At 70.1% G+C, this 26,196-nt stretch carries 26 protein-coding genes; 9 read left to right on the forward strand and 17 right to left on the reverse strand.

Going from position 1 to position 26,196, the window contains the following annotated elements; genetic code table 11:
- The first annotated feature begins 78 nt into the window (after window positions 1-78).
- Window positions 79-2,451 (forward strand): GGDEF domain-containing phosphodiesterase, encoded by a 2,373-nt coding sequence (locus AB0B98_RS26635; RefSeq protein WP_357366173.1) that lies wholly within the window; start codon window positions 79-81, stop codon window positions 2,449-2,451.
- 6 nt (window positions 2,452-2,457) lie between these two features.
- On the opposite strand, the gene AB0B98_RS26640 is transcribed toward AB0B98_RS26635, so the two are convergent.
- On the reverse strand, window positions 2,458-3,477 hold the full coding sequence (locus tag AB0B98_RS26640; protein ID WP_357366175.1) for a LacI family DNA-binding transcriptional regulator: 1,020 nt from the start codon (window positions 3,475-3,477) through the stop codon (window positions 2,458-2,460).
- A gap of 114 nt (window positions 3,478-3,591) precedes the next feature.
- Here AB0B98_RS26640 and AB0B98_RS26645 point away from each other — a divergent pair, with 114 nt between their 5' ends.
- Complete coding sequence (locus AB0B98_RS26645) at window positions 3,592-6,042, forward strand: glycoside hydrolase family 2 protein (RefSeq protein ID WP_357366177.1); 2,451 nt, start codon at window positions 3,592-3,594, stop codon at window positions 6,040-6,042.
- A gap of 25 nt (window positions 6,043-6,067) precedes the next feature.
- On the opposite strand, the gene AB0B98_RS26650 is transcribed toward AB0B98_RS26645, so the two are convergent.
- A complete protein-coding gene (locus AB0B98_RS26650) occupies window positions 6,068-6,706 on the reverse strand; it encodes an RloB family protein (RefSeq protein WP_357366179.1) in 639 nt (212 codons plus the stop codon).
- Complete coding sequence (locus AB0B98_RS26655; RefSeq protein WP_357366181.1) at window positions 6,687-8,075, reverse strand: AAA family ATPase; 1,389 nt, start codon at window positions 8,073-8,075, stop codon at window positions 6,687-6,689. The genes AB0B98_RS26650 and AB0B98_RS26655 overlap by 20 nt, the downstream gene beginning before the upstream one ends.
- A gap of 120 nt (window positions 8,076-8,195) precedes the next feature.
- Between AB0B98_RS26655 and AB0B98_RS26660 the strand changes: the two genes are divergently transcribed.
- Window positions 8,196-8,534 carry a metalloregulator ArsR/SmtB family transcription factor gene (locus AB0B98_RS26660; RefSeq protein ID WP_112604395.1) on the forward strand — a complete coding sequence of 113 codons (339 nt, stop codon included), beginning with the start codon at window positions 8,196-8,198 and terminating at the stop codon, window positions 8,532-8,534.
- On the forward strand, window positions 8,531-10,222 hold the full coding sequence (locus tag AB0B98_RS26665) for a SulP family inorganic anion transporter (RefSeq protein WP_357366184.1): 1,692 nt from the start codon (window positions 8,531-8,533) through the stop codon (window positions 10,220-10,222). The genes AB0B98_RS26660 and AB0B98_RS26665 overlap by 4 nt, the downstream gene beginning before the upstream one ends.
- A gap of 176 nt (window positions 10,223-10,398) precedes the next feature.
- Here the strand turns inward: AB0B98_RS26665 and AB0B98_RS26670 are convergent, their stop codons facing one another.
- Genes AB0B98_RS26670 through AB0B98_RS26695 form a run of 6 tightly spaced genes read right to left on the reverse strand, consistent with a single transcriptional unit; the run spans window position 10,399 to window position 15,398 of the window.
- A complete protein-coding gene (locus tag AB0B98_RS26670) occupies window positions 10,399-11,142 on the reverse strand; it encodes a copper homeostasis protein CutC (RefSeq protein ID WP_357366186.1) in 744 nt (247 codons plus the stop codon).
- A complete protein-coding gene (locus AB0B98_RS26675; RefSeq protein WP_357366188.1) occupies window positions 11,139-12,158 on the reverse strand; it encodes an asparaginase in 1,020 nt (339 codons plus the stop codon). Before AB0B98_RS26675 ends, AB0B98_RS26670 begins: the two co-directional genes overlap by 4 nt.
- A complete protein-coding gene (locus tag AB0B98_RS26680) occupies window positions 12,155-13,024 on the reverse strand; it encodes an amino acid ABC transporter permease (RefSeq protein ID WP_238671010.1) in 870 nt (289 codons plus the stop codon). Before AB0B98_RS26680 ends, AB0B98_RS26675 begins: the two co-directional genes overlap by 4 nt.
- The gene (locus tag AB0B98_RS26685) at window positions 13,021-13,665 is read right to left on the reverse strand and encodes an amino acid ABC transporter permease (RefSeq protein WP_112582064.1); all 645 of its coding nucleotides are present in this window, start codon (window positions 13,663-13,665) and stop codon (window positions 13,021-13,023) included. The genes AB0B98_RS26680 and AB0B98_RS26685 overlap by 4 nt, the downstream gene beginning before the upstream one ends.
- A gap of 16 nt (window positions 13,666-13,681) precedes the next feature.
- Entirely contained in the window at window positions 13,682-14,650 is a 969-nt protein-coding gene (locus AB0B98_RS26690; RefSeq protein ID WP_357366190.1) for a glutamate ABC transporter substrate-binding protein, read from the reverse strand.
- A gap of 19 nt (window positions 14,651-14,669) precedes the next feature.
- The gene (locus AB0B98_RS26695; protein WP_238681896.1) at window positions 14,670-15,398 is read right to left on the reverse strand and encodes an amino acid ABC transporter ATP-binding protein; all 729 of its coding nucleotides are present in this window, start codon (window positions 15,396-15,398) and stop codon (window positions 14,670-14,672) included.
- A gap of 163 nt (window positions 15,399-15,561) precedes the next feature.
- On the opposite strand from AB0B98_RS26695, the gene AB0B98_RS26700 reads away from it, so the two are divergent.
- Window positions 15,562-16,743 carry an ROK family transcriptional regulator gene (locus AB0B98_RS26700; protein ID WP_357366193.1) on the forward strand — a complete coding sequence of 394 codons (1,182 nt, stop codon included), beginning with the start codon at window positions 15,562-15,564 and terminating at the stop codon, window positions 16,741-16,743.
- Between the two features lie 122 nt (window positions 16,744-16,865).
- Window positions 16,866-17,693 (forward strand): DUF3152 domain-containing protein, encoded by an 828-nt coding sequence (locus AB0B98_RS26705; RefSeq protein WP_357366195.1) that lies wholly within the window; start codon window positions 16,866-16,868, stop codon window positions 17,691-17,693.
- A 99-nt stretch (window positions 17,694-17,792) separates the two neighbouring features.
- Here the strand turns inward: AB0B98_RS26705 and AB0B98_RS26710 are convergent, their stop codons facing one another.
- From AB0B98_RS26710 to AB0B98_RS26740, 7 genes are all read right to left on the reverse strand, one after another.
- Window positions 17,793-19,190: a stress response protein gene (locus AB0B98_RS26710; protein WP_357366197.1), complete on the reverse strand. Its 1,398-nt coding sequence runs from the start codon at window positions 19,188-19,190 to the stop codon at window positions 17,793-17,795.
- Between the two features lie 275 nt (window positions 19,191-19,465).
- The gene (locus tag AB0B98_RS26715; RefSeq protein WP_357366199.1) at window positions 19,466-19,729 is read right to left on the reverse strand and encodes a hypothetical protein; all 264 of its coding nucleotides are present in this window, start codon (window positions 19,727-19,729) and stop codon (window positions 19,466-19,468) included.
- 93 nt (window positions 19,730-19,822) lie between these two features.
- Window positions 19,823-20,254 (reverse strand): hypothetical protein, encoded by a 432-nt coding sequence (locus tag AB0B98_RS26720; RefSeq protein WP_357366201.1) that lies wholly within the window; start codon window positions 20,252-20,254, stop codon window positions 19,823-19,825.
- Window positions 20,202-20,912, reverse strand: coding sequence for a hypothetical protein (locus AB0B98_RS26725; protein WP_357366202.1), 711 nt, complete (start codon window positions 20,910-20,912; stop codon window positions 20,202-20,204). Before AB0B98_RS26725 ends, AB0B98_RS26720 begins: the two co-directional genes overlap by 53 nt.
- Window positions 20,909-21,106, reverse strand: a complete 198-nt coding sequence (locus AB0B98_RS26730; RefSeq protein ID WP_357366204.1) for a hypothetical protein — start codon at window positions 21,104-21,106, stop codon at window positions 20,909-20,911. The genes AB0B98_RS26725 and AB0B98_RS26730 overlap by 4 nt, the downstream gene beginning before the upstream one ends.
- A gap of 149 nt (window positions 21,107-21,255) precedes the next feature.
- Window positions 21,256-21,450, reverse strand: coding sequence for a DUF397 domain-containing protein (locus tag AB0B98_RS26735; RefSeq protein WP_357366205.1), 195 nt, complete (start codon window positions 21,448-21,450; stop codon window positions 21,256-21,258).
- Entirely contained in the window at window positions 21,443-22,420 is a 978-nt protein-coding gene (locus AB0B98_RS26740; protein WP_357366206.1) for a helix-turn-helix transcriptional regulator, read from the reverse strand. Before AB0B98_RS26740 ends, AB0B98_RS26735 begins: the two co-directional genes overlap by 8 nt.
- Window positions 22,421-22,532: 112 nt before the next feature.
- Between AB0B98_RS26740 and AB0B98_RS26745 the strand changes: the two genes are divergently transcribed.
- Genes AB0B98_RS26745 through AB0B98_RS26755 form a run of 3 tightly spaced genes read left to right on the forward strand, consistent with a single transcriptional unit; the run spans window position 22,533 to window position 25,086 of the window.
- Window positions 22,533-22,826, forward strand: a complete 294-nt coding sequence (locus AB0B98_RS26745; protein ID WP_357366208.1) for a DivIVA domain-containing protein — start codon at window positions 22,533-22,535, stop codon at window positions 22,824-22,826.
- Window positions 22,823-23,074, forward strand: coding sequence for a hypothetical protein (locus tag AB0B98_RS26750; protein ID WP_357366209.1), 252 nt, complete (start codon window positions 22,823-22,825; stop codon window positions 23,072-23,074). The genes AB0B98_RS26745 and AB0B98_RS26750 overlap by 4 nt, the downstream gene beginning before the upstream one ends.
- Entirely contained in the window at window positions 23,071-25,086 is a 2,016-nt protein-coding gene (locus tag AB0B98_RS26755; RefSeq protein WP_357366211.1) for a hypothetical protein, read from the forward strand. Before AB0B98_RS26750 ends, AB0B98_RS26755 begins: the two co-directional genes overlap by 4 nt.
- Window positions 25,087-25,183: 97 nt before the next feature.
- Here the strand turns inward: AB0B98_RS26755 and AB0B98_RS26760 are convergent, their stop codons facing one another.
- Window positions 25,184-26,008 (reverse strand): hypothetical protein, encoded by an 825-nt coding sequence (locus tag AB0B98_RS26760; protein ID WP_357366212.1) that lies wholly within the window; start codon window positions 26,006-26,008, stop codon window positions 25,184-25,186.
- Window positions 26,009-26,196: the final 188 nt, after the last annotated feature.

Here is a 26,196-nt window from a genome sequence, read left to right on the forward strand (position 1 = left end):
TCGTGGGTAGCGGACTCGCAACGTCCGATGTCCCGCACCGCCGCACCGCCCCCGTGCCCCCTCACGAAGGCGACCGCCGTGCTCCTCGCGTACCCGTTCCGCGTTCTCGTCCCCCGCCGTGCGGCACCGGAGGCCGCCACGTCCGTGGCGGTGGCGCTGCTCCTCCTCGCCGGTGTCGTCGACCTGGTCCCGCCAGCCGTGGTGACAGCGCTGGCCGCCGGTGCCGGTGCCACGCTCGCCGGGCTGCGACTGTCCCGGCTGGCCTACCGACGCGGCACCGATCCGACACCGCGTGCGGCGGGGGTGCTGCTCGACGCGGCGGTGGTGGCGGCGGGTCTCACCGCCGTCGTGGTGCCCCTGGCCGGCATCGGGCACACCGTCGCCGTGCTGACCGGGTCGCTGGTCGTGGCGGCCCTCTCGACGGCCGGTCTGAACCGGCTGCCCGGCCGACCGCGGCCGGCGGCCTCGGTCCGGTTGCGGTGGCTGGTCGAGTCGACCGGCCCGGCCGTCGGTCTGGCCCTCGCCGGCTGGTTGCTGCTGCCCACCGACGGCCTACCGGTCCCGGTTCGGCTGGTCGCCGCGTTGACGCTCGGCGGGTTGGGCATGGCCTCGTTGAACGCGTTCGCGGGGCCACGACGGCGTACGGGTGCGTCGGTCTGCCGGGGCGGCGTCCTGCTCACAGTGGGCGGGCTGGTGCTGCTGGCCACGTTGCCGTCCGCGCCGGCCGGCCGGGCGGCGCTGCTGGCCGTACCCCCATTGGTGTTCGGGATGTTGCTCGTCGCTGTCGGCGCGGCGGATGCGGCGGACGACACGGAGCCGGTGGAGCGGGTCGCCGCGGCCTGGCCCAGGGCGGTGCTCCCGGCTGCGGTGCTGCTGCTGGCGTCGGGTCTGCACCTGGGCGCCGGCCGCGCACCGGACCGGACGAGCGTGCTGTTGGCCCTGGCGGCGGTGCCGCCCCTGGTGTTGCGCGAGCTGCTGCGGGCGAATGACGCGGCCACGTCCGGTCGACGGGCCGCCCATCGGCGGCCGACCGGTCGGGCGCTGCACCACCGCCGGGCGGCACCGGGACGCTGGCCGGGCACCCCGGAGCCGCCGCCCGAGGGAGCCCTCGGCGTCCCGGAGGGCGCGGCCACCGCGACGGGTGCCGGGTCGACCTGGTCGCCTGACCACGGTTCCGCGTGGTCGGGGCTCAACCGGCGACCCGCGTCGGCGAGCGGTACCCCGGGCGACCGGGCCGCACTGCTGGACGCCCTGGCCGCGATCGGCGACGTTCCGGCGCCGGCCGGTGCGCTGCTGCTGGTGGACCTGCACGGCACCGAGGGGTTCGGCCCGACGGCCCGGGAGGACGTGTTGGCCGAGGCGGTGCACCGGGCACGCGCTGTCATCGCCCCCGACGATCTGGTCACCGGCTGCACGGGTACCGGCTTCGCTGTGGTCACCGCCGCCGGCCCGGTGCTGGCGTACGCGCTGGGCACCCGACTGTTGAGCGCGCTCAGCCCGCCCTACCGGCTTGCCGGCGCGATGCTGCGCGTGCAGACGAGCATCGGGTTGGCCGAGGTGAGTGGCGCCGGGCCGGCGGACGTGCTCCGGCAGGCCGAGCTGGCCCGACGACGGGCCGTGCAGCTGGGCCGGGACCGGGTGGAGTGGTACGACGCGTTCCTTGAGGAACAACTGGTGCGCCGGCTCGACCTGGAGCGGGAACTGCCCGGTGCGGTGGCGCGCGGCGAGCTGGACCTCGTCTACCAGCCGCTGGTCGACCTGGCCGACGGGCAGCCGGTGGGTGCGGAGGCGCTGTTGCGGTGGCGCAGCCCGGTGCTCGGCACTGTGCTTCCGGCCGAGTTGCTGCCGGTCGCCGAGGATCTGGACCTGGTGGGCGAGTTGGAGTGGTGGGTGCTGGACCGGGCCTGCCGGCAGTTGTCCGACTGGTCGGTGGGTGTCCGGGAGCTGTGGATGGCTGTCAACGTCACCACCCGGGAGCTGACCACTCCCGACTTCGTCCAGCGGCTCGCGGCCGTGCTGGCCGCGTACGGGGTGCCGCCGGAGCGGTTGGTGGTGGAGGTGAGTGAGCCGAGGGTCGCCGGTGACCTGTCGACAGTGGTGGCCCGCCTGGCCGGGCTGCGGTCGTTGGGCGTACGCACCGCGTTGGACGACTTCCGGGCCGAGCACGCCTCGCTGGCCCAGCTTCGCCGCCTGCCGATCGACCTGCTCAAGGTGGGCCCGGAGTTGGTGGGCGCTCGGCCGGACGGGCAACCGCCGCTGATCGACGTGGTGGTCAACGTGGGCGAGCGGTTGGGCGTCGAGATCGTCGCCGAGGAGTTGGAGTCGTCGACCCAGGTCGAGGGGGCGCGCCGGGGTGGTTGCCGGTACGGGCAGGGGTTCGCGCTGGCCCGGCCGGCGACTGCCGAACGGGTCGAGGCGTACTTCGAGGAGTTTCCCTCAGCGTCCCGCTGAACCGGTTCATCTGTCCCGGGGCGGTGCGGTGCTGCCGCGCGGCGTGAGGTGGGGTGTCTCGTCCTGCACCCGGCCGGCCGGTTGCCCGGCGACGACGGCGAGCAGTTGCCGGGCGGCGTGCGCCCCGTACGCCGGGATGTCCCGGCCCAGCGCGGTCAGCGGCGGGTGCACCAGGCGGCACAACGGCGAGTCGTCCCAGGCCACGATGGACAGATCACCGGGCACTGTCAGACCCATCTCCTGGGCGACGGAGAGCCCGGCGATGGCCATCACGTCGTTGTCGTAGATGACAGCAGTGGGCCGGCTGGCCGAACTGAGCAACCGGCGGGTGGCCCGACCGCCCTCCTCGCCGGTGTAGTCGGACCAGACGGTGACAGCGTCGACCAGGCCGAGCCGCTCGCGGACCGCCGCGAAGGCGTCGGTTCGGATCTCGGTGTGCCGCAGGTCGGGCAGGCCGGCGACCCGCGCGATCCGCCGGTGCCCGAGCGCGACCAGGTACTCCACCGTCTCGGTCAACGCGGCGGCGTCGTCGGACCAGAGACTCGCCAGCTCACCGGTGCCGCCAGGGCCGCCGATCACCACCGCCGGCAGTTGCAGCTGTTCGAGTGCGGGGATGCGCCTGTCGTCGGTGCGCAGGTCGCAGACGAGCACCCCGTCCACCCGCCGTTCGCCCCACCAGCGCCGGTAGACAGCGATCTCGGCGTCCGGGTCGGCCACCACCTGGAGGGTCAGCGCGTACGAGCGGGCGGAGAGTTCGGCCTCGACGCCACTGATCAGCGCCATGAAGAACGGCTCGACGCCGAGGGTCCGCGCCGGTCGGCACAGGGCCAGGCCGATCGCGCCGGCAGCGGCGGCCGAGAGGGCGCGGGCGGCGCTGCTGCGGCTGAACCCGATCTCGGTGGCAATGGCCAGGATGCGCTGCCGGGTGGCCTCGGAGACGCCGGGCTGCCCGTTCAGCGCGTACGACACGGCGCCCTTGGACACCCCGGCGCGTTGGGCGACGTCGGCGATTGTCGGCCGCTTCACCGGCGTGCTCCTTCGCTCTCTGGCCGTTGACAGCCCGGATTTCCGGACCGTACGGTGGCTCAGCTTATCCGGTTCAGTTCGGCATCTTTCGATGCGGGAAGGTGCGGTGAAATCGTGAGCCGACAGGCACTCTACGACGGTTGGACGGTGCGAGCGGCCCCCGGAGCACAGGTGCCCGAGGAGGTCGCCGACCGGTCCGTGCCGGCGACAGTGCCGGGCTGCGTGCACACCGATCTGCTCGACGCCGGGCTGATTCCCGACCCGTACCTCGACGACAACGAGCGGGCGCTGGCCTGGATCGGGCGCACCGACTGGGTCTACCAGGCCACATTCCTGCACCGGGCGGGCGACGACGAGCGCGTCGACCTGGTCTGCGCCGGCCTGGACACTGTCGCCACGCTCACCCTCAACGGTGTCGAGGTCGGCCGCACCGCGAACATGCACCGCGGCTACCGCTTCGACGTCCGACCGCTGCTGCGCGACGGGGACAACGACCTGGTCGTCACGTTCGACTCCGCGTACCGCTACGCCGAGGCACAGCAGGAGCGGCTCGGCGACCGGCCGAACGCCTACCCGGAGCCGTTCCACTTCATCCGCAAGATGGCCTGCAACTTCGGCTGGGACTGGGGGCCGACACTGGTCACCGCCGGCATCTGGCAGGAGATCAGCCTGCACGCCTGGTCGACAGCTCGACTGGCCACCGTCCGTCCACTTGTCACGATGGACGGACGCGACGGCCGGGTCGAGGTGCACGTCGAGGTCGAGCGGGTCGCCGACGTCCCGCTGACCGTCCGCGCCGCCGTGGCCGGCGTCCGCGCCGAGGTGATCGTCCCGGCCGGGCAGCGCACTGCCGTGCTGACCCTCACCGTCCGCGATCCCGCGCTGTGGTGGCCCCGGGGGTACGGCGAGCAGACCCGTCACCCGATCACTGTGACACTGCACGCACCGAACGGCGACACAGTGGACGACTGGTCGCACCGCATCGGCTTCCGCTCGGTACGGCTGAACACCACACCCGACGAGCACGGCACCCCGTTCGCGTTGTCGGTCAACGACGTCCCGGTCTTCGTCCGCGGGGTCAACTGGATCCCGGACGACACGTTCCCCACCCGGATCACCCGGACCCGGCTGGCCGAGCGCTTCGACCAGGCGATCGACGCCAACGTCAACCTGCTGCGGGTCTGGGGCGGCGGCCGGTACGAGTCGGCCGACTTCTACGACCTCGCCGACGAGCGCGGTCTCCTCGTCCAGCAGGACTTCCTCTTCGCCTGCGCCGCGTACCCGGAGGAGGAGCCGTTCGGCACCGAGGTGGCCGCCGAGGCCGCCGAGCAGGTGACCCGGCTCGCGCCGTACCCGTCGTTGGTGCTCTGGACCGGCAACAACGAGAACATCTGGGGCTGGCACGACTGGGACTGGCAGCAGGCCCTCGCCGGGCGCACCTGGGGGCGCGGCTACTACCTCGACGTGCTGCCCCGGATCGTCGGCGAGCTGGACCCGACCCGCCCGTACTGGCCGGGCAGCCCCTGGTCGGGAACGGACGCGATCCACCCCAACGACCCGGCGCACGGCACCACCCACATCTGGGACGTGTGGAACACCGACGACTACACCAGATACCGGGAGTACGTCCCGCGCTTCGTCGCCGAGTTCGGCTACCAGGCCCCACCGGCGTACGCCACGCTGCGCCGCGCGTTGAGCGACGAACCCCTGGCCCACGACTCACCGGGCATGGCGCACCACCAGAAGGCGGCCGGCGGTGACGCCAAGCTCCAGCGGGGCCTCGACGCGCACCTGCCCGCCCCGGCGGACTTCGACGACTGGCACTACCTGACGCAGCTCAACCAGGCCCGGGCGATCCAGCTCGGCGTCGAACACTTCCGCTCCCACCGGGACGTCTGCGCGGGCACCATCGTCTGGCAGCTCAACGACTGCTGGCCGGTGACCTCCTGGTCGGCAGTCGACGGCGACGGCCGCCGCAAACCCCTGTGGTACGCGCTGCGCCGCGCGTACGCCGACCGGCTGCTCACCGTGCAGCCCCGCGACGGCGGGCTGGCAGTGGTCGCGGTCAACGAGACCGCCGAGGCGTGGACCGCGACAGCCGCTGTCACCCGGTTCACGCTCACCGGGGAGCCGAGGGCGAAGACCTCGGTCGACCTCGACGTCCCGGCGTACTCCTCGGTGGTGGTGGCGCTGCCGGCGGACCTGGCGCGGCCGGAGGATGCCCGGCGCGAGGTGCTGGTCGCGGAGGCCGGTGGCACCGCGGAGCGCGCCCTGTGGTTCTTCGCCGAGGACCGGGAGGTGGACTGGCCGGCGGCGGCCTGGGACGCGACCGTCGAGCCTGTCGACGGTGGGCAGCGGGTCCGGGTCACGGCCCGCACGGTGCTGCGCGACCTGACGCTGTTCGCGGACCGCCTCGATGCCTCGGCTGAGGTGGACACAGCCCTGGTCACGCTGCTGCCGGGTGAGTCGGCCACCTTCATCGTGCGCGCGCACACCGCGCTGGACGACCGGGCGCTGAGCACCCGACCAGTGCTGCGCTGCGTCAACGACATCCGCCAACGCTAAGCCGACCCCGCTTACGAGCCAAGGCTCATGGGGCGACCCGATCACTTCCCTGTCGGGCACGATCATCGCGTAGCGCGGCGATGATCTGGCCGACGGAAGTGGACGGGTTGCCCTCCGGGGACGAGTCAAGCCGATCAGCCCGTCGGCAGGCGTCCTCAATCCGGTCGCGGAAGTTGGCGAAGTCGAGCGCGGTCTTGTCCCAGGCAGGGTTGTGTTCGCGCAACAGGTCGCGGGCCCGCTTGGCGTTCTCCACGAACCCGGTGTGGTTGCTGTAGTGGAGCAGCAGCCACACCTCGAAGCAGGGATTGGACCAGGCCAGCTTGACATCGGTGGCGACAGCTTCGCGGGCCGCCTGCTCCGTGGCGAATTCATCGACGTCGCAGACGGCCCATGCCTCGTCGAAGTCGTCGCGTTGACGGCGTCGTGCTGCACCTCGTACCACGTTGACCGGCGAGCCGCGTTCTGCCACGACGACCACCCGGGGCCGTACCCACGCCTCCTGCTTGAGGCCGTTGAAGTAGGCCCGTTCCGTCGACTCACCGTTCGTGGCGATCAGGATGGTCGTCCGTTGTTCCCGGGTCGACGCGCGCCGTCGCAGGTCGGTCTCCCGGCCACGGCCGGACCGCGAGCCGGCGGCTTGCCGGTTACCCTGCCGTGGCGTCATTCGGGCCTCCACGGTTGGCAAGGGCCTGTTCGAACAGGTCGGTGGACAGGTTGGGAACCGCGCCGTAGTTGCCGTTCAAGTAACGGCGCTGACGGTTCTCGCCTTCCTTACGGGGCTTGAAATCGGTCAGCGGGTACAGCGAGGACGCGCCCTCGTCGTCTTTCTCCACGAACCAGATCTCGTCGCGGCGCAGGATCTCCTCCCCGTCGAGGGTGCCGAGTAGGGCGGCGTCGTGACTGGTGAAGATGAGTTGGCTGCCCAGGGGGTTCACCTGCGGGCTACGGAACAGGCTGACGAGCTTCGCGGTGAGCACCGGATGGAGGCTTGCGTCGATCTCGTCGATCAGCATCGTGGCACCGCTGCGCAGCATCGTGGCGGCGTGCAGGCCCAGGGTCAGCAGTCGCCGTGTGCCGGTCGACTGGTTCTGTAGGTCGAGCAGCGCGAGACCGTGCGGTCCCTGATGCTTGAACAGGATGACCGGTGGGCGCCGGGCTCCCGCCATGGCCTTTTTCACCCGGGCCCTCATGCCCTGGGCCGACGACTCGGCCCAGGCGGAATGGTCGTCGGCTGTATCCGAGAGAACGACGACGTCGACAATGCCGACATCGGCGGCCTGCAACAGGTCCACAGCGAGCCGGCGTACCTCGTCGGCGTCCGATTGGCCGATGCGGGTGAGAGTGGACAGCCCAGGGGTGGGGTCAGTGCCTTGACCCATCAGGTAGAACCACCGGTAGGTGTCGTGCAGCGGCTGGGGGTCTGCCGGGTCCGACTGGGGGCGGCTGTGACCAAAGCGGGCGACCGTGCTCAGGAAAAGCGCTGTCGGAGCGGTGATGCCGGCGATCTGCTCCAGGTCGTTACGTCGGCCCGTCTCCTCGCCCCAGGAGAAGGTGTCGCCGTCCCGCTCGAACACGCGGCGCCTGCGCCCGACCGGATAGTGGTAGAGCCATTCCTCCCGCACCTGGTCGTCATCGATCGTGAAGCCGTAGGTGTGCCGGACGCCGCCGAGCAGGAGGTCGACGACATAGCGTGACGGCCGGGTGGCGAGTTCCGGATCCAACCCGAACGGCTCTCGGTGCAGACCTAGGCCAGGCTCGACCGCGCGGTCGGATTCCACGACGGTCTGCCGCATGAACGCCAACGCGCCGAGGCAGTTTGACTTGCCAGAGGCGTTGGCCCCGAAGATGCCGACGACCTGGACCGCCTGTGGGGCCGGCTCGTCGGCTGAGGCCCCGTCCCCGTAGACGGGCGTCAGGTTGAGCTGGTACTCGTCGCGGAACGATCGGTGGTTGGCGAAGCGGAAACTCAGCAGCATTAGCCGTGTGCCCCTAGTTCGTGGGGTGTTACAAGCGCATCCCTGCGAGTAAACCACGGGAAGCGATGCAAAGGCCGTTGCGGACCAGTGCTGCCACGGCGGGTTGCTCCCTTGGGGGCCGGCAGTTGAAGACTTCTTCAAGTGCTAAAGTCTTCGTATCGATCGGGGAGGGTGTTCATGTCGGTCCCGCTGTACCAGGCGAAGGCGGAACTCTTCCGCACCCTCGGGCACCCGGTGCGCATCCGGGTCCTCGAACTGCTCCAGGACGGCCCGAAGCCGGTCCGCGACCTGCTCGCCGTCATCGAGGTCGAGGCCTCCAACCTCTCCCAGCAACTCGCGGTGCTGCGCCGCGCCGGAATGGTCACCTCACACCGCGACGGTCCCCTCGTCATGTACGCGCTCAGCACCCCGGACGTGGCCGACCTGCTGGCCGCCGGGCGGCGGATCCTCGGCGCGGTCCTCACCGACCGCGACGGCCTCCTCGGGGAGCTGCGCGCCACCGGCGCGGACAGGTGAGCGAGGCCATCCCGGTGGTCCGAGAGCGACTCCTCGGGCTGCTACCCGGACGGGCCGACTGGGCCGCGGTCCACCGCTCACCGCGCCGGGACCTGCTGGCCGGGCTCACCGTGGCGGTCGTGGCGCTGCCGTTGGCCCTGGCGTTCGGTGTCACCTCCGGGCTGGGCGCCCAGGCCGGGTTGATCACCGCCGTGATCGCCGGTGCGGTGGCCGCTGTCTTCGGGGGCTCCAACCTCCAGGTCTCCGGGCCGACCGGAGCGATGACAGTGGTGCTGGTGCCGGTGGTGCAGCAGTTCGGAGCCACCGGCGTGCTGATGGTCGGGGCGATGGCTGGCCTGGTGCTGATCGCGCTCGCCGTGGCCCGCCTGGGCCGGTACGTCCGCTACCTGCCCACCCCAGTGCTGGAGGGCTTCACCGCCGGCATCGCCGTGGTCATCGCGCTGCAACAGGTGCCCGCCGCACTGGGCGTCACCGACGCGCACGGGGAGAAGGTCTGGGCCGTCGCCTTCGACGCGGTCGCCAGTTTCGTCGTACACCCGCGGCCTGCCGCGCTCGCGGTGGCCGTCGCCGTCGCGGCGCTGATGCTGCTGGGTGCCCGGTGGCGACCCGGCCTGCCGTTCTCGCTGCTCGGCGTGGGGGCCGCCACCGTCGTCGCCGAGGTCGTCCCGGTCGATCTGGTCCGGATCGGCGCGTTGCCGCAGGGCCTGCCCGCGCCCTCGCTCGGCTTCCTCGACCTCGGCGCGCTGGGCGTGCTGCTGCCCAGCGCTCTCGCCGTCGCCGCGCTCGCCGCCCTGGAGAGCCTGCTGTCCGCCACCGTCGCCGATGGCATGACCGTCGGCGAGCGGCACGACCCGGACCGGGAACTCTTCGGTCAGGGGATGGCCAACCTCGCCGCCCCCCTCTTCGGCGGCATCCCGGCCACCGCCGCCATCGCCCGGACAGCTGTCAACGTCCGCGCCGGGGCGGCCTCGAAGCTGGCGGCCCTCACCCACGCCGTCGCCCTCGCCGCCATCGTGCTGGCCGCCGCGCCGCTGGTCGGCCGGATCCCACTCGCCGCCCTGGCCGGGGTGCTGCTCGCCACCACCGTCCGCATGGTGGAGGCCGGCTCGCTGTGGGCGCTGGCCCGGGCCACCCGGGGTGATGCCGTCGTGCTGGTACTCACCTTCGCCGTCACGGTGATCTGGGACCTCGTCACCGCCGTCGCGGTCGGCGTCGGCGTCGCCGTGGTGCTCGCCCTGCGCGCGGTGGCCCGCAGCGCCCGGCTGGAACAGGTGCCCCTCGACCCAGGCGAACACAGCGCCGAGGAGTACGCGCTGCTCACCGAACACATCGTCGCGTACCGGCTGGACGGGCCGCTCTTCTTCGCCGCCGCCCACACCTTCCTCCTCGAACTCTCCGAGGTCACCGACGTCCGTGTCGTCATCCTGCGAATGTCCCGGGTGACCACCATGGACGCCACCGGCGCGCACGTCCTCGGCGATGCGATCCGGCGGCTACGCGGACGCGGGATCACCGTCCTGCTCTCCGGCATCACCCCCGCACACGACCAGGTGCTGGCCACACTGGGTGTGGCTGACGACCTGCGCCGCGAAGGGCTGGTCTTCACGGACACCCCGGCCGCGATCCGGTACGCCCGCGCGACGGCGCTCCCCGTGGCCGGCAGCCCGACGGTCGTAGCCGCCGACTGAGCGGTACGGCCGCCCGCTGGCGGCTTGGCGGCGGACGAACCGGGGGCGGACACTGCTTCCACGATCGCGCTCGATCCAGGATGTAGTGGCCTCCCGCAGTAAGGAAGCCACTACATCCATGTTCGAGCACGATCAGCGCCCTGGAAGCACGATTCTCGCGCCCGGAGCGCGAAAGGTCAGGCGCGGGCGGCGGCAAGCACCTGGCCGACCAGGGTGCCCGAGGTGCCCGAACGCTCGTACTCGGGCCGGTTCAGGCTGCCACCCATCAGCGGCGCGGGGTTGCGGTGCACGGCCGGGCTGTCCGAGCTGACCAGTGCCGCGAAGTGGTACTCGTCGGCGCCGGTCGCCTCGACGATCCGGGCGATGTTGCGCGGGGTGATGCCACCGCCCGGCATGATGACGATCCGGCCGGCGGCCCGGCGCACCAGGTCGGCGATGAGCGGAGCACCCTCCAGCACGCTGACCTCCTGCCCCGAGGTGAGCACCCGGTGCACGCCCAGCTCGATCAGCTGCTCCAGCGCCGCGTGCGGGTCACGGGTCATGTCGAACGCCCTGTGGAAGGTGATGCTGGCGTCGCCCGCGGCGGCGATCAGCCGGCGGGTGGTCGGCACGTCGACGTCACCCTCGGCGGTCAACGCGCCGATCACGATGCCGTGCGCGCCGGCTGCCACCGCGGCCCGGACGTCCCGCTCCATGGCCTCGACCTCGAACGGCGAGTAGATGAAGTCACCGGCCCGGGGACGGACGATCACGTGTACCCGGATCCGGCTGACCGCCCGCATCGTCGTCTCGATGGTGCCCAGGCTGGGGGTCAGCCCGCCGTCGAAGAGCGCTGAGCACAACTCCACCCGGTCGGCGCCGGCCTCCTCGGCGGCGACCGCTCCCTCGACGCTGTCGATGCAGATCTCGAATGTGTTCATGATTCTTCCTTTTCCGTGCGAGGCGATGCCGCTTCGGTCCGAGACGGTGCTGTGGTCCAGTCGATGGCGGCCGTGACGGCACCAACGGGTACGCCGCCGCCGAGCACCGGCACCTGGCGCAGCGCGTCGGCCCCACCCACCGGTACGCCCACGGCGTCGAGGGCGGCGAGGGCGATGGCGGTGGTGGCGCGGGGCGAACCGTCGATCGCCTTCACCGCCACCGCGTGACCGTCCGGCGCGGCCACCGCGAGCACGCCTTCGGCCCCACCCTTGGCGAGGACGCCGGGCAGCGCCCGCATGAGATCGGTGTTCGGGTGCCCGTTCCAACCACCGACGTACTCAGGGTGTTGGCGCATTGCCTGCGCGACCAAGGCCTCGTCGCTGCCGGCGGGCGCGGTGATCAACGCCTGGAAGGTGCGGGCCAGGCCGGTCAGCGACAGGCCGAACAGCGGTGCCCCACAGCCGTCGACCGCGTGGTGCGCGATCGGCGAGCCGGCCAGCCGGGCGACTGAGGCGGCGGTTTCCCGCTGGAGCGGGTGGTCCGGGTCGAGGTAGTCGTCTGTGCTCCAGGACCGGGCGACGCAGGCGACCAGCATCGCGGCGTGCTTGCCGGAGCAGTTCATCCGGATCCGGTCGCGCTGTCCGCCGGCGCGGATCAACCGGTCCCGGGTCGGTTCGTCCTCCGGCCAGTCCACCGGGCAGCCGAGCGCGTCCTCGGTCAGGCCGGCCCCGGCCAGCATCGCCCGAACCACCTCGACGTGCCTGTCGTCGCCGGTGTGGCTGCCGGCGGCGAGGGCCAACGCCGGCCCGGTCAGCTCGTCACCCGCCGCGATCCGGCAGGCCAGAGCCTGCACCGGCTTGAGGGTGGAGCGGGGCAGCACCGGCTCGTCGGGTACGCCGGCGGCCAGGGCGACAGTTCCGTCCGGGGCGAGCACCACGACGCTGCCGTAGTGCCGGCTCTCGACGAAGCCGTTGCGCACGACCTGGGCCAGTTCGGCGTAACGGAAAATGGTCACCGGGGGGTGTTCCCTTCGAGGAGTGGTGGGGGCAGCTCGGCGGTCCGCCGTCCGCGCCGGCCGCCGAAGCGGCCGTTGCGGGCCTGGAGTACGCGGGCGAACTTCGACAGCGAGGCGTTGACCACCAGGTAGATCAGCGCCACCACCAGGAACGTCTGGATCAGCAGGTGGGTGTACGAGGAGAGCACCTGCCCGCTGTAGAGCAGCTCGGTGTAGCTGACCACGAAGCCGAGCGAGGTGTCCTTGAGCAGCCCGACCAGCTGGCTGACCAGGGACGGGGCGAGTTGGAGCAGCGCCTGCGGCAGCACCACCAGCGCCATCACCTGCCCGCGGCGCAGCCCGACCGCGAGGCCGGCCTCGGTCTGCCCTCGGTCCAGTGCCAGGATGCCGGATCGGAAGATCTCCGCGAACGCCGCCGAGTTGGAGACCACCAGCGGCACCACGAGCTTCCAGAACAGCGGGAAGTTCAGCCCGTACTGCGGCAGCGCGAACAGCGTCACGTAGATCAGCAGCAGGGTGGGTACGGTCCGGAAGATCTCCACGTACGCGCCGGCCAGCCATCGCAGCGGTCGGTGCGTCGACAGCCGGCCGAGCGCCAGCAGCAGTCCGAGCGCGGCGCTGAGCACCGCTGTCGCGGCGGCGGCGCGCACCGTTGCCCAGAGGCCGTTGAGCAGGTACCGCCAGATGGGCCAGGTGGTGAACGGCTCCCACCGGGCGGCGGCCAACTCGCCGTGGCTGGCGAACTGGTAGACGGCCGCGACCACTGCACCGGCCAGGAGAACGGCGCCCAGCACTGTGGCGATCCGGATCCGCCGTTGGGCGCGCGGACCGGGCTCGTCGAAGAGGATCTGTTGCGTCTTGTTCATCGGACGATCGCCAGCCTTCGTTCGAGCAGGCCGGTGACCTGACCGATGATCAGCGCCAGCAGCATGTAGGCGAGGCCCGCGCCGGTGAACACAGCGATCGGTTGAGCCTCGACCAGGTTGACGGTGTTGGCCGCCTGGGTCAGCTCGACAACGCCGACGGCGGCGGCCAGCGAGGTGTTCATCAGCAGCGCGATGCAGATGTTGCCGATCGGCTGGATCACCGCCCGAAGTCCCTGCGGCAGGATCACGTGCCGCAGGGACTGGCCGAAGGTGAGGCCGATGGCTCGGGCTGCCTCAGCCTGGCCCACACCAACCGTGTTGATCCCGGCGCGGATCGCCTCGGCCAGGTACGCCCCCTCGTACACCGCGATGACGATCGCGGCGGAGGTGAACAGCGGGAACGTGATGCCGATGGTCGGCAGCGCGAACACGAAGAGGACCAGCAACGCCAGCAGCGGCAGGTTCTGGAACACCTCCACGTACGCGGTGCCGATGGCGCGCAGCAGCGGGACGGGGGCGATGCGCAGGGTGGCCACGACGATGCCCAGCAGCATCGCGCCGACGGTGGTCACGACTGTCAGTTCGACAGTCGTGACCAGGCCGTGGCCAAGCTCGCTCAGGTGGGCGGTGAGGGCTTCCATCGGTACGAGAGGCTGCTCAGGAGCCGTCGGCGGAACCGAGGGCGGGCGGAGTGGGCGCCCCACCCTCCACCACCGAGCCGAGGGTGCCTTCCCAGACCTTCGCCCACGTGCCGTCGGCCTGGATCTTCTTCAGCCAGTTGTTGACGAACTCCTTGAACTGCGCGTCCTCCTTGTTGAGGCCGATGCCGTAGGCCTCGGTGGTGAACGGCTCGCCCACCACCTTCATCCCCGGGTTCGCCTTGGCGCCCGAGGCGAGCAGCGTGAAGTCCTGCACGTACGCGTCGCCGCGCTTCTGCAGCAGCGCCTGCAACGCCTGCGGGTCGGTGCCGAAGGCGATCTGCTTCGAGCCGGGCGCGGCGGAGGGCAGCGCGGTGACGGCGGGGGTGTTCGCCCCGACGATCACGGTCTTGCCGGCGAGGTCCTTGACGCTCTTGATCGAGGTGTCGTCCTTGCGGACCCCGACGGCGAGGCCGGAGGTGAGGTACGGCCCGGCGAAGGCGACCTGGGTGGCCCGCTGCGGGGTGATCGTGTACGTCTGGAAGACCGCGTCAACCGACTTGGCCTGGAGCATGGCCTCCCGGGTCTGGGTGCCGATGGTCGTCGTCTTCACCTCGGGCTTGCCGGTGATGTACTTCGCCAGCAACTTCGCCATGTCGGCGTCGAAGCCCTCGATGGTGCCGCTGACCGGGTTCTGCTGGGCGAGCAGCGGCGCGTCCAGCGATCCGCCGATGTTCAGGTAGCCGCGCTTGCGGATCGCGTCCATCGTCGAACCGGCCGGGATGTCCGCGTCGGTGGCCACCGGGGCGGCGTCGTACACCGACTGGGCTACCACGCCGTCGCCGCCCAGGCCGGGGTTGCCGGGCAGCGCCGGAGCACTGCCGCCGCTGTCGCCGCCACAGCCGGTGGCGGCGAGGGCCACCGCTACCGCGGTGGCGGTGAGGGCGAGCGACCGCCGCCTGGTGAAGCTCATCTTGAGGATTGACATGACACCCTCCCGTTGGGGGCTAGTGCTGGAGGATCTTGGATAGGAAGTCGCGGGCCCGCTCGGTGCGCGGAGCTGCGAAGAAGTCGTCGGGTGCGCCGGATTCGACGATCCGACCGTCGTCCATGAAGACCACCCGGTCGGCGGCGCGACGGGCGAAGCCCATCTCGTGGGTCACCACGATCATGGTCATCCCCTCGGCGGCGAGAGAGACCATCACGTCGAGCACCTCGTTGACCATTTCCGGGTCGAGGGCCGAGGTCGGCTCGTCGAAGAGCAGCACCTTCGGTTGCATCGCCAGGGCTCGGGCGATCGCGGCCCGCTGCTGCTGCCCGCCGGAGAGTTGGGCCGGGTGGTGGTCCGCCTTGTCGGCGATGCCGACGCGCTCCAGCAGGGCCATCGCCTGCTGCCGCGCCTCGGGTCGGGCGATCCGACGGACCCGGGTGGGGCCGAGGGTGATGTTGTCCAGCACCGTCTTGTGGCCGAAGAGGTTGAAGGACTGGAAGACCATGCCGACATCGGCGCGCAGCCGGGCCAGCGCGCGGCCCTCGGCGGGCAGCGGCTCACCGTCGATCTCGACGCTGCCCTGCCCGGCGGTCTCCAGCCGGTTGAGGCAGCGGCACAGTGTCGACTTGCCGGAGCCGGAGGGCCCCACCACGACGACCACCTCGCCGGCGGCCACAGTGAGGTCGATGTCCTTGAGCACGTGCAGCGGACCGAACCACTTGTTCAGGCCGCGTACCGACACCATCGGTCGGTTCGCACCCGTCGTCTCCGGTGCCACCAGACGGCCTCACTTCCTTCGACTACAAAACTAAGTCAGCTTCATATCGAACCAACAGCGTCATCTAAAGGTAGCCAGCAAACTAAGTCAACCGGTTGCTTGAACAAACTCCGGGTGCTAAGAAGCTGACGTGACGATTGACGACGCGCCACGCGATGCCCTCCGGGGCGGCCCCCGGGAGCTACTGCGCTGGGTGGCCACCGGTGCGGCCGTCAGTCGGGCCGACCTGTCCCGCCTCTCCGGGCTCTCCCCGTCGACGGTCTCCCAGCGGGTCGAGGCGTTGATCAGTCAGGGGCTGCTGGAGGAGGCCGGCGCCGGGCGGTCCCGGGGTGGGCGGCGACCCCGCCAACTCGCCGTGCCCACCGGCGGCGCAGTGGTCGGTGCCATCGACCTCGGAGCGCATCACGCCCGCGTCGGCACCCTGGATCTCTCCGGGCGGGTGGTCAAGGCCCGTACCCTGCCGGTCCGCATCGAGGACGGCCCGGAGGCGGTGCTCGGCGCGCTGCTCGCCGAGGTCGCCACGCTGGTTGGCAGCGCTCCGGCGGCCGGCGACCTGGCGGTGGCCGGCGGCTCCGCGCTCCGCGGCGTCGGCATCGGGATCCCCGGTCCGGTGCAGCACTCCACCGGACGGATCGTCAGTCCATCGCGGATGCCCGGCTGGAACGGCTTCGACGTCGCCGCGTTCTGCGCCGGCCGTGTCGACGTGCCGGTCATCGTGGACAACGACGCCAACCTGATGGCGCTCGGCGCGCACCGCACCGCGCATTCCGAGTTGGACCACGCCGTCTACATCAAGGCTGGCACCGGAATCGGCTCCGGTGTGATCGCCAGTGGACGGTTGCACCGGGGCGCGCAGGGATCGGCCGGGGACATCAGCCACTGTCGGGTGGTGGCCGATCCCGCGCCACCGTGCACCTGTGGCAACGCCGGTTGCCTGGAGGCGGTGGCCAGCGGAGCCGCACTGGTCACCGCGCTCCGGGAGCAGGGTGTGCCGGTCTCCGACCTGACCGGTGTGATTCGCCTGATCGACGACGGTGACCGGCAGGCCACCGCCCTCGCCCGGCAGGCCGGCCGCGCCGTCGGCGAGATCCTGGCCGTGGTGGTCAACTTCTTCAACCCGCAGGTGGTGGCGATCGGTGGTCGGCTTGCCGACTGCGAGCCCCTGCTGGCCAGCATGCGGGCCACCCTCTACGAGCGGTGCCTCCCACTGGCCACCCAGACCCTGCTCATCGAACGCGTGGCCGCTGGCCAGGACGTCGGCATCACCGGTGCCGCCCACCTGGTGATCGACCACGTCGTAGCGGCCGCCTGACCTCGCTCAAACCGACTGCGACGATCACGTAGGGCAGTTTTCTACTGACAATTTCCTTACCCGCAGTCACGTAGCCTCCCGGTGTTCCTCACTTCACCGTGATCGCTCCTGGAGGTTTCGACGTGCGGATCAGCCGACAGTTGCTCGTGCCGATCTCGTTGGCAGCGGTGCTGACGACCGCCGCCTGTGGCCTGTCCACACCGGCGTCCGGGCAGGCCGAAGTCCCCCGCCCCGGCCCGATTGCGCAGAGCTCAGCTCCGAGCCGCAGCGATACGCCGACCTCCAGCCCGACTCCGGAGATCCCGACCGACGCGCAGATCCCCACCAGGGCAGGCGGCACCTTCACCACCGCCAGCGGCAACGGTCGCGTGATAGGCAAGGGCAAGAAGCGGGTGCGCTACAGCGTCTCGGTGGAGAAGGGCATCAAATGGGGTGACATCCCCGCCTGGAAGCCGGACCGGTTCGCCGCGAGCATCGAGCAGGTGTTGGCGGCCCCGAACGGGTGGGCCACGTCGGCACAGCACCCGGTCACCAACGCGGCGGTGAACCTGACCCGGGCGTCGTGGTCCTTCCAGCGGGTCGGCACCTCCACCGTCGACGTCGACGTGCGGCTCGCAACGCCGAGGACGGTGGACAGGCTCTGCGGCGCGAGCGGCGTCGACACCGAGGGCGTCTACTCCTGCAAGTACGGCAAGACGATCATGATCAATCTGCGGCGGTGGCTCCAGGGCTCACCGGGATACCCGGTCAGCATCGACGAGTACCACGCCGGCGTGATCAATCACGAGTTCGGTCACTTCCTCGGCTTCGCCCACATGAAGTGCGGCGGTCGCGGCAAGCCGGCCCCGGTCATGATGACCCAGACCATGGGCCTGGGCGGGTGCGTGCCGAACGTCCGCCCGTTCGTCGGCGACGGGCAGTTCGTCAGCGGACCGTGGGCACCGTCCTGACCTGGTGATTCCCGCCCCGCCGCAATGTTTACGCCGATGGATCTGGCGGTGGCGCTATTTGCCCGGAAGGGCCGAGGTGCGGGGTTCACCGGGTTCGGATCACTCCTCCAACTGGCTGCCAACTCCAGAGTTGCTGTCCCTCGCCGTTGGCGTATCGAACTCCGGGCTGTCCTGGGACGAGATGGCGGTGGAGACGAGGCTGGCCGCGACCGGCTGCACGGGCGCGACGTCTTCGGGCGTACGCAGGCGCGGCGGCGCGGGCATCCACGGCTTCAAGTTCTGGATGATCTGCTCGTAGAAGTCGTCGATCGCCTGTAAGACAGAATCGATGAAGGCACCCCGTCCGCTGCCACGCTTCGTTCCCGCCGCCGTGCTCTGGGCGACCCGGAACGCCCGAAGCTCGCGGGTGGGGTCGACGATCAGCGTCGTAGGTTCGGTGCGGACCTGGCGCAGGAGGTCCGTCGCACCACCGCCTCGGGCATGCATGGCGAACGCCTCGATGCGAACCGTCTCCGGCGCGTCCCTCAGTTGGCGAATCAACCAGTTCACCCTTGTGGTCGGTCTGCCGGTGCGAGGGGCGTCCACATCGACATGGCAGGCGATCTGCCCGGCCCGCAGGTCGGCCACAACCTGGAGAGGGCCGACCGCGCCTGGAATCCTGATGCTGCCGGTCAGCGTTCCGGTAGTGCAGAGTTGGTTGACCAGCGCCTGAGTGCGCGCGGCCGGATCGCTAAGATCGCGGCGGCTCAGCGCAGGGGTGACATCAGTACCCAACTGTCGTCCGAGACGCAGGCAGGCGTAACGGATCAGGGCGTCGAAGCGTCCGACCACGTCCGCCGCTCCGCTGTCGCTGGCCCGCAGCGTTCCGGCTGATACTCCGTCGCGCACCTGCACCCAGGCCGGCCCCATGTCGCTGAACTCCAGCGCGCCTGATCGGGGATGCTCGAGATATCTGATCAGCTCGCCCAGGATCCACGCCTGGTCCGGATCAGCGACGCCGCGGTATTCCTTCTGGATCACCGCCTGGGTCAGAATCTCCGTCCAGGGCAGGTGGTACAGAGCGACCTTGCGCAACTTCCGGCGATCGATCGCGGTCGGATGTTGACCCGGAACGGGGGCGATTTCATTGGAGATCGTGATAAGGGCGTCGAAGCCCTGCTCCCGGGCGATATCCAGGTATGCCTCCAACTGCTCGGTCTTGAGCGCGTTACTGCCGGTCTTTACCTCTACCAGCGCCGTCCACTGCCGCTGTCCTCGCGTGACACGGATGAGACCGTCCGGAAAGAGCTGCTGGTTTCCGAGCTTGAACGGGACTTCGATGAAGGTCTGCACCGATCCGGCCGGTGCGCCGAGGGACTGGGTGAGCGCACGTCCGAACTCCCGGACCGCGCTCATCACCGCCAGCAGGGCGGAGGTCGCTCGACGCTCTTGTTCTTCCGCGCCGTTGATGCCCGACGTAGGGATCAGTCGGGCAGCGAGCCAGGTTTCCTCAGACATGCAAGTGACTCCTCGTAAGGCGGTGGTACGAGAAGTTACTCGCGATCCGGCGTGAAAAGCGGCGTGATCGTCGGCGCGTACGAACGGAAAGAGTTGCCCAATTGGGTGTCGGGGGATCCGCGTGGCCTATTGCGCTTGCCGGTTGGAGAACTAGGCGTCAGCAGTTTGGTCTGTGTCTGCGCTTCTGTCCGGTGGCTGACTGCGGGCCGGTCTACTTCTGCGATTGCGACTGACGGCCCGATCGGACCCGAGCATTTGGACCGGAGCGAGGCTCCTCAGCCGAGGATGCTGATGTAGCGGCGTGCCGCCTCCGAGCTGCCCTGCACGAGTGCCATGGCTTCGGCGAGGCGCTGCTTGCTCTGTTCGCCGCGTGCGATGGCTTCGGCGATCGCCGGGTGCCCGGTACCAGCGGAGATGGCGCGTAGCCGGGCCAGCATCTGCTCGGTGTTGTCGGCGGCGGCCCGGATCTGGTTAATCGTGGAGTTCCCCTGCTCCGCGGCCTGCATCAACGCCGCCTTGACTTCCTCGATGCTGGCCATGCCGCCCTCCGTCTGATGATCGCGCAACGAGTTCACGTTTGCGTGGTCGGACGGACACTATCGGAGATGAAGGTGACACGCAGCCCTCGCCGTTTACATGTACTCGGCGGCCGTGCGCTCCACGTCGGCGATGAACTCTTCAAGCTGCGTCTCGGTGGGATCGCGGTCCTGAAGCAGCTTACCGAGGAATACGATCTGCATCTGGAGGGCGGTCTCGGGGCTGAGATTGTCGATCAGCCCGACCTCGCCGAGGGCCGCGCGGACGAGCCCCTCCATCTCCAGGGTGGGCAGCGACTCCGCGCCCGGAAACTGGGCGCGCGTCTCGGCGACGAAGCGAGCGACGTCGGTGGGGGAGTCGGCGGTGCCGAAGCGGTCGTTGACCGCGATAGCGAACGCTGCGCCGATCACCTGGTTCCCGCCGCGCCATCCGGTGGCCTCCAACCCGTCCAGGAGTTGGTCCACGGTGCCCCAGTCACGCCGTGCCATCGCGCGAATCAGGTCGCTGAACTCGGTCCGTACGCTCACGATCTCGTAACCTCGCTATTCCCTTGCGGATCGATTGAACGGAGCGGTGGACGGCGATGCTCGCCACCAACCCCACCACGACGAGGTGTCCCGCCGCATCCGGTGCTTCGTTGAGGAGACGCTGCCCTACCGTAGGGCCGGCCGCCGGGGTTGCGCTGCCGGCTTGCTGCGCCCCTGGTGGGCCCTGCGGACCCCGAATGATCGTGAACGCTTCTCTGGCCGCCGCCACCGACTTCTGGGTGTTCTCCTGGACGTCCTCAGCCTTCCTGGTCATCGTACTCAGGAAGGAGGCGACGTTCTTTCGTGCGGAATCGCGCTCAACGGTCTCGGTGAGCAGATCCTCACCGGACGGTGTGGCTGATTCGGATGGCTGCATGGTCGGGGCAGAGCCGGGAGCGACGGCATTGGAGTAGGCGGCAACGTGGTCGGCCGCCTCGTTGATCAGGCGGGCGAGTTTGCCGGCCTTCTCGCCAGCGGTCTTGCTCTCGGTCACAGCGCCGGTGAGTTCGGGATGCCTGCTGCCCTGCGCTGCATGGGTGTAGTGCGTATTGGCCTGTTCCGCGTCAGCCTGAGCGCGTCGCGCGACAACGGTCGCGCTGTGGAGGGTGTCGATAGCGCTTTTCAGTTGGGCGACAACTTCGCCGATGCTTCCGCTCATCCGATGACGGCGAGGTAGGCGGCAGCATGGTCCTTGGCAGCCTGGATTCGACGAAGTACCAACTCGACCTCGTCGGCAGCCCCACGGAGGGCTTTACGGGACTGCTTCGCCTCGCCGCGTTCGCTGTCGTGCAGGGCTGCGATTGCCAGCGCGCTCGCGTCGGCGAGCTTGGCGTTGGCCTTCTCGATGCTCATCCGGGCGTTGTCGAGCGCTTGATCGCCTTCCGGATCGTCACCTTGACATCGCCGATGGTCACTGCCGCACGTTAACCGAACTCGGTCGTCGAGCGCAGCCCCCGCGGCGGGTGGGTGTCCCAGGAGACCCCGAGACACCCACCGAAGCCTCAGCGGGAAATGCAGGTCGAGCGCACGAAGCTTGCCCAGGCGGTGGGGGAGAAGGTGAGCGCAGGGCCGTGCGGGTCCTTGCTGTCGCGGACAGCGACGATGCCAGGCAGGTTGTCGGCAACCTCGACGCACTCGCCGCCATTGCTGCCGCTGCGAGTGCTCTTGCGCCAGTGGGCGCCGGTCAGATCAACCATGATGTACCTCCCCGATGATCTTGTTGATCAGGTGCCTTGATTGTCCTTCATCGAGGGCAAGCTGATCCAGGCTTGACCAGACCTGCTCGTAGGCGGCGAACTCGTCCGGACGATCAAGATAGAGAGCGCCCGTCCAGGACTCGCAGTAGATCACCGAAGGCTCCGGAAGGGCCCGGTTGCCCAACGGGAAGTCGAGCATCACGAAGGATCCTGCCTCGACGCCACGGTGCAGGCCGGCAGTGAGCGGCAGGATTCGGATCGAGTTGGTAGCTGTGTTTGCCAACATCAGCAGGTGATTGAGCTGATCCGTCATCGTGTCGGGGCTGCCGACTGTCCGCAGGAGGGCTGCCTCGGAGAGGATCACGTCCAGCTTCGGAGGTGGAGGTAGGCGGCGTCTCAGCAAGGCTTGACGTTGGAGGCGGACCTGCACCAGGCGCTCCCGCTCTTCGTCGCTCACCTCTGCCCGGTGTTGGTAGACGCCCAGTGCGTAACCCCGATGTTGTAGGAGACCCGGAACCATTGCTTCGTTGAAGAAGCGCAGATGGGAGGCCGCGGATTCGAGGCCGACGTACAGCTCGAACCATTCTGGGACCGCGTCGCCGTACGCGTGCCACCAGCCCTTCGCTCTCGTCTCGCCGGCTAGAGAGGTCAGCGCACGGGTCAGCTCGCCCGTCGCCCCGTACAGCTCGCACATCGCTCGGACGTCGACGCCGCGCACCGAGCCGAGCCCGCTCTCGATCCGCCACACCTTCTGGCGGCTGCACTCCAGCGCTTCGGCGACCGCGTCGAGGGTCGCTCCCGCCTCGGTGCGCAGGTCACGCAGCGCCCTGCCGAGCTGGCGTCGGGGCACCGTCGAGCCCATGTCATCGGCCACCCGGCTCTCCTTCCTGTTGAGTTTTGCAACATCCCGACAGCCGTTCTGCAACAGGGGAATGTTGCGTACAAATAGCGGAACAGTGTGAGTCGACATTCATTGCGATGGTGCTTCCGACCTTACAAGATTGGTCCGACAACGCCGATGGAAGCGCAATTCCCGCGCCGGCGAACGTCGATCAAAATACGAGGAAGGGCGGTGCTGCTTCGTGCGCGCGATTCTCCGTCATCTCCGGGCCGAGCCACCCCGGCCGGTGTCCTATCGGGCGGCCAACTACGTACCCCTGAAGCCCTGGCAGGTCCGCGGGCGCCGGTTCACCCGCCGTGGCCGGGGTGGCGTGGACGCCGTGGAGGTCGCCGAGTTCCTCGACCGAGTCGCACAGGATCTGGCCGAGGTGTACGCGGCGCTGGGCAGCAGCCGGCGGGAGACCGAGCGGATCAAGGATGCGCTGAAGTGCTGGCAGTCACGGCGGGCCCGCGAGGACCTGGCGGCCAGCCGATGAGCGCCCGTTGGGTGGCGCACCTGCCGTTCACCGCCGCCGACCTGCCGGCCGCCCAGCACTTAGCCGGCACCCTGGCCCGCTCCCTGACCTTCCTCACCGAAGTGGACGCCGGTGAGACCACGGTGTCCGCCGAGGACGCCCAGGGCGTACGCCATCGGGTGTTCTGCGACCTACCGCTCGACGGCGGTCGGCGGTGCGTGCGACGCGTCGAGCACGACGGCGACTGCGCGGCCCGGCGGTGTCGGTGACCGCCGTGCCCGTCGTCGTCTGCCCGGACTGCGACGGGATGACCTTCACGTTGGAACCGTGCCGGTGCACCACCTACGGCGACCGGTTCCTCGCCGACGCCGACGTGCTCGGGCCGCGCCGGGAGGCATACCGGAGGTGCGAGCAGTGTCGCGGCGCGGGCAGCGTCGCGTACCCCTGTTATCGCTGCGGCCGGCGCGGCCGGCGGCGGGCGCAGCTCGTGGTCACCGTCGCGAACCTGGACACCGGCGCTGTCGCCTCCCTCCAGGTCGTGCCCGGCGGCCTCGACCCCCACCGCGACCCGGCGGGCCACTGGGTGGTCGACCTTTCTTTCCGGGTACGCGAACTCGCCGCCACCGTCGGCGCGGTCCCGGACGAGGCCGACGTGCCTTCGCTGTGGTTGGACCGGCAGTGGCGGCCCGACCTGCCCGCAGCGCTTCGGTACGAGCTGGAGACCCACGCCATTCTGCGCGCCGATCACGCTCCCTGGCGGCTGGTGCTGGGCCGATCCACCGCCCCGACGAGCGTCGACCCGACCGCACGGCTGGCCCGGCTGTGCGCGCTGGCCGACCTGCTGCTGCTCGACCTGGTCGTCGAGGCCCGCCGGCAGGATGCGATGTTTTGCTGGGCCATCCGGTACGAGGTGCCCGGCTCCCCGGTGCCGCGCGGGTCGCCCGGCTGGTGCCGGGACCTGCCGGAGATGTTGGCCGGCACCGACGTGGCCAAGGCGCTCAGTGGTCTGGCCGAGCGCGGTCTGGCCGCCCCCGCCCGGCTGCTGCGTCCCGACTCGCCGCGCCCACCCGCCGCCCTGGCCGTGGACGTCGACCAACTCGAACGTCGTGTGCTCGCTGACTGCGTCGACCTGAACGGGGGCGAGTTGCCCGGCGCGCAGGCCCTATGGCGCGACGGCCGCTGGTGGCACACCACTTTGCGCGCCGGCGAGCCGGTGGAGATCCTCACCGAGCAGCCCACCGGTCAGGTGGTCCGCCGAGTGCAGGTGCCGGTGAGCCGCGGCTACGAACCACCCGACCCGTCCTGGCTGGGTGAACCAGTGGACTGGCGACCCTGCCCGGACTGCCGACCACACAGCCGGCTACGCGCCTGCGACTGCCGGCTCGGCGGACGCGCGACCGACCCCGACTGCCCGCACTGCTGCGGCGCCGGCCTGCGCCCATCGGCGCTGCACTGCTTCACCTGCGGCGACACCCAGCGCCTGCATCAGACCGTGCTGGTCACCCTCACCGACCTGCGGCACCGGGTGGTGCACCTGGCCTGGCAGGCCGGTACGCCCGAAGTCGCTCCGCTGGTCGCCACCCAACCGGGCGGCAAGCCCGTCGTCCAGCTTCCGGACCGTTACCGGCTCGGCTCCTGGGCGGCCGTGCTCGGCGCGCGGCCCGACGACCTGGCCGACGCCGACGGCGGGCAGCAGATCAGCAAAGACCTCCGCGACGGTTACGTCACCCTGCCCTGGGCCGGGGCCGACCCGGTCGGGGAGCACGTCCGCAGCACGGGCCGGGGTACGCCGGCCGGCCGTCTGATCGTGGTGGCGACGTCTCCCGACGCGCCGCCGTTGTCCGAGCTGCTGCGGCTCGCCCTCGGCCTTGACCTGGCCCTCGTGGTGGCCGTGTGCGACCTGCGGCACAACGCCGCAGACCCACTGCTGGCCGACGGATTGCGCTGGTCGGTCGAGGTGAAGCCGCTTGACGCACCTGTCCGCCCGGACGACTTCCCCTACCGCCCGAGCCTGGCCGCCGCGCTCTCCTGGAGCGTCGAATGCCTGACCGACGCCGTAGCTGGGGCCGCCCCAACCGACCCGAGGGAGCCCATCCCGCTGCCCTGCTCCGGGCCGCGTGATGTCGCCGATCCCGAGCCGGAACTGCTACGCCTGGCGGCCCAGCACGCCGGGGATGTGGTCACCGTTCGCTTCACCCGCGCCGGCTGCACCGTTCACCGACACGACGACGATGGCGTAAGCCTCCTCGCCGAGGCCCTCGACCTGCGCGACCTCGGCTGACCCGGAGTCGGCTGTCAGCCGGGCGCGACGAGCGGGCGGACACAGCACTGCCCGGGGGGCGCGTCTCCGCGCCGGCCGGGCAGCCTTGCTGTCCTGATTAGTTGCTGGCGGTCAGGCCCTCCAGCATCTCGGCGAAATCGGCGGTCTCCGACGGCGGCGGCGGCTCGATGGCCACCGCCTTGCCGTAGTCGGTGTAGTCGATGACCATGTCGCCCATCGTGCCCATCACCAGGCCGGCTCGACGCGGGCGGTACTGCTCGTCGACCCACAGGTCGATCTTCAACTCCTTGACGCCCTGGCTGGTCAGCGTCTGCTCGGTGGCGTCACGGCGCGCGGCGTCGATTTGCGCGAGATAGGTCGCCACTGGAGTGGTGACCGTGTAGTGGACAGTCGGGACCCCGTTCACCGTCTCCTGCCCCACCACCGTCGTGCCCTCCAGGGCGAGCAACGTCTTGACCTGCTTGACCGGGTCGGCGTCCTCGAACTGCTTACTGAAGTCCGTGCCTGTCATCTCACTCAGACCGGTCAGGTCCATCTTCATCCAGCGCTTCCCGCCGGTGGCGGTGCGGGCCTCGGCTGGCAGCTCGGTGAAGATCACGGCGTCGATCATCCGAAGGGTGGTGACGCCCTTTTTGTTGGTCATCTTCATCTCGGCCTTGAGCGGATCACCCAGGTCCAGGACACCCTGCATCGAGATCTTCTCGCCGCCCATCGTGCCCGTCATCGTCACGGTCACCGAGTCGGTCTTGTCGGTGGTCTCGGCCGCCTTCAGCAGCGACCCCTTGAGATCACTGGCCAGCAGTTCCAGGACGCTGGGCTGCTTCGGCGCCTCGGACGCGCCGGACGTCACGCCACAGGCGGAGACAGCGAACGCGGCGAGCGCCGAGACCGCCACCAGAGCGGGTTTCTGCCAAGATGACACGTACACGCCTTCCCCCGTACGAATCTGGGGCGATCCCCAGTAGACCGACGACACGCTAGCCCACGTTGTCGATTCGTGGGCACCGCGTTTCCATCGATCCGCGCCTGATCGAGACACGATCGTTGATGTCGGGGTGTCCCGATCGACAGGACACCCCGACATCGCTGATGTCGGCGGTACGGGTGGGA

This window comes from Micromonospora sp. NPDC048947, from assembly GCF_040649495.1.
GTDB classification, from domain to species: domain Bacteria; phylum Actinomycetota; class Actinomycetes; order Mycobacteriales; family Micromonosporaceae; genus Micromonospora; species Micromonospora alfalfae.

What these genes read in the sequence shown, in the direction of transcription:
- AB0B98_RS26650 (WP_357366179.1), bottom strand. Translation starts at nt 6,706, where the DNA reads ATGACGCCACGGCAGGGTAACCGGCAAGCCGCCGGCTCGCGGTCCGGC.
- AB0B98_RS26660 (WP_112604395.1), top strand. Translation starts at nt 8,196, where the DNA reads ATGTCGGTCCCGCTGTACCAGGCGAAGGCGGAACTCTTCCGCACCCTC.
- AB0B98_RS26670 (WP_357366186.1), bottom strand. Translation starts at nt 11,142, where the DNA reads ATGAACACATTCGAGATCTGCATCGACAGCGTCGAGGGAGCGGTCGCC.
- AB0B98_RS26680 (WP_238671010.1), bottom strand. Translation starts at nt 13,024, where the DNA reads ATGAACAAGACGCAACAGATCCTCTTCGACGAGCCCGGTCCGCGCGCC.
- AB0B98_RS26685 (WP_112582064.1), bottom strand. Translation starts at nt 13,665, where the DNA reads ATGGAAGCCCTCACCGCCCACCTGAGCGAGCTTGGCCACGGCCTGGTC.
- AB0B98_RS26690 (WP_357366190.1), bottom strand. Translation starts at nt 14,650, where the DNA reads ATGTCAATCCTCAAGATGAGCTTCACCAGGCGGCGGTCGCTCGCCCTC.
- AB0B98_RS26695 (WP_238681896.1), bottom strand. Translation starts at nt 15,398, where the DNA reads ATGGTGTCGGTACGCGGCCTGAACAAGTGGTTCGGTCCGCTGCACGTG.
- AB0B98_RS26710 (WP_357366197.1), bottom strand. Translation starts at nt 19,190, where the DNA reads ATGTCTGAGGAAACCTGGCTCGCTGCCCGACTGATCCCTACGTCGGGC.
- AB0B98_RS26715 (WP_357366199.1), bottom strand. Translation starts at nt 19,729, where the DNA reads ATGGCCAGCATCGAGGAAGTCAAGGCGGCGTTGATGCAGGCCGCGGAG.
- AB0B98_RS26725 (WP_357366202.1), bottom strand. Translation starts at nt 20,912, where the DNA reads ATGAGCGGAAGCATCGGCGAAGTTGTCGCCCAACTGAAAAGCGCTATC.
- AB0B98_RS26730 (WP_357366204.1), bottom strand. Translation starts at nt 21,106, where the DNA reads ATGAGCATCGAGAAGGCCAACGCCAAGCTCGCCGACGCGAGCGCGCTG.
- AB0B98_RS26735 (WP_357366205.1), bottom strand. Translation starts at nt 21,450, where the DNA reads ATGGTTGATCTGACCGGCGCCCACTGGCGCAAGAGCACTCGCAGCGGC.
- AB0B98_RS26740 (WP_357366206.1), bottom strand. Translation starts at nt 22,420, where the DNA reads ATGTCGACTCACACTGTTCCGCTATTTGTACGCAACATTCCCCTGTTG.
- AB0B98_RS26750 (WP_357366209.1), top strand. Translation starts at nt 22,823, where the DNA reads ATGAGCGCCCGTTGGGTGGCGCACCTGCCGTTCACCGCCGCCGACCTG.